We start from the raw sequence: 1,662 nt of genomic DNA, 5'->3' as shown, positions 1-1,662 counted from the left end.
CGGAACAAGTCAAGATAGTTGTCGCCTGATTCATGCAATCACCTGCCTTCTATTTCAGCTTGGGTAGAGTCCCGAACGACGCTGTCCCGTTCCGGGTTGAGCGTGACGGCCCCGATCGGTGTCCAGTCCCGTGTCTGCCCGGACCAGCGCGCCGGGTGACGTTCGCGGGCTTGAAGATAGGTCTGGTGCCGTGCCGCCAGGATCGCATGGTCTTCCCCGGCATGCCGTTGGGCGGGGGTGACGTAGCGCAGGCCGCTGTGGCGGTGCTCGACGTTGTACCAGTGCACGAAGTGCTGTCCCCACTGGCGGGCTTCGTCCAGGCTGGCGAAGCCGCGCGCCGGGAATTCGGGGCGGTACTTCGCCGTTTTGAAGAGCGATTCGACGAAGGCGTTGTCGTCGGACACCCTGGGGCGAGAGTATGAGGGCTTGATCCCCAGCCAGTGCAGCATCGCCAACACCGTGGTGGCCTTGAGCGTGCTGCCGTTGTCGCCGTGCAGCACGGGTTTTTCCGGCAGGGCGTGGAGGCCTTCGGCCAACGCGGTGCGCTTGAGCAGGCTCACCGCGTGTTCTGCCTCATCGGTGGCATGAATCTCCCAGCCGACGATCTTGCGGCTGTACAGATCCATGATCAGATACAGGTAGAACCACTGCCCCTTCACGTGGGTGGGCAGGTAGGTCATGTCCCAGCACCACACTTGTCCGGGGGCGCTGGCTACGTGCGTCGTCGGCGCTCGCGTGCGCTGCGGCGCACGGCTGCGCCCACGGTGACGGGTTTGTCCGTGGGCACGCAGCACGCGCTGAAAGCTCGATTCGCTGGCAAGATAGACGCCCTCGTCGGCCAGCGTGGGGACGATGCGCGCCGGGGGTTGGTCGGCGAAACGGGGCTCGTTGGCCAACGCCTGGATCCTCGCCCGTTCTTCGTCGCTGAGCGCATGCGCCGGCTGCGCACGCTTTGCCAGGGGCCTGCGGTCCCCCTGGCGCAGTCCTTCCTGCGCTTTCCAGCGCTGCAGGGTGCGCAGCGTCATGCCTGCGACCTCGCAGGCCGGGCGTAGGCGCGCGCCGGCTGCGTGTGCCTCATCGATGTGTCGGACCAGTGTTTGGCGATCTTCCAGGCCGATCATGCGTCCTCGTCCTTGGGGAAGATCGCTTCGAGCTTTTTTGATAGCACCAGCAACGCTGCCGCTTCGGCCAGCGCCTTTTCCTTGCGGCGCAGGTCGCGCTCGAGTTCCTTGATGCGACCCCGCTCGGCCTTCTTCTCCCGCAGAGCCTGCCGTGCGACTTCCTCGGGCTCATCGAGCGCCTGCAGGGCGGCGGTGCGCCATTGCTCGAGCGTCTGGGGATACACGCCATGCTCGCGGCACCAGGCCCCTTTGCTCGCCTCGTCCATCGCGGCGGTCGAGAGCACCGCTTCGAATCGGGCCCCCGCACTCCAGCCCCGCTCGCCAACGGGCTGGGAGAGCGCCTCGGCTCGCCAGCGCGCTAGCGTCGCAGCTGAAATGCTCAGCTCTCGCGCCAGCGTCTGCACCGCGACACTTTCTGGCGGCAACAGCCGTGCAACCGCCCTGTCCTTGAAGGACTGTCCGTATCTGGCCACTTCGTTCTTCCTTTGTCGCCCTCTGGTTTCAGGATCTATCGAGACGACAACTATTCTGACACAGAGGG

General features: G+C 65.6%; 1 protein-coding gene. It reads right to left on the bottom strand.

The annotated features are described in order from the left end of the window. Positions 1-38: 38 nt before the first annotated feature. A protein-coding gene (locus tag EPD80_RS11255; RefSeq protein ID WP_088178290.1) for an IS3 family transposase occupies positions 39-1,594 on the bottom strand; the annotation gives its coding sequence in 2 pieces (ribosomal slippage) (positions 39-1,162 and positions 1,162-1,594; 1,557 coding nt in all). Between the last annotated feature and the right edge of the window lie 68 nt (positions 1,595-1,662).

Source organism: Tepidiphilus olei, assembly GCF_006980705.1.
Lineage (GTDB): Bacteria > Pseudomonadota > Gammaproteobacteria > Burkholderiales > Rhodocyclaceae > Tepidiphilus > Tepidiphilus olei.
Note: the sequence above shows the minus strand (reverse complement) of the source record. Positions and strands in the feature narration are given on the sequence as shown.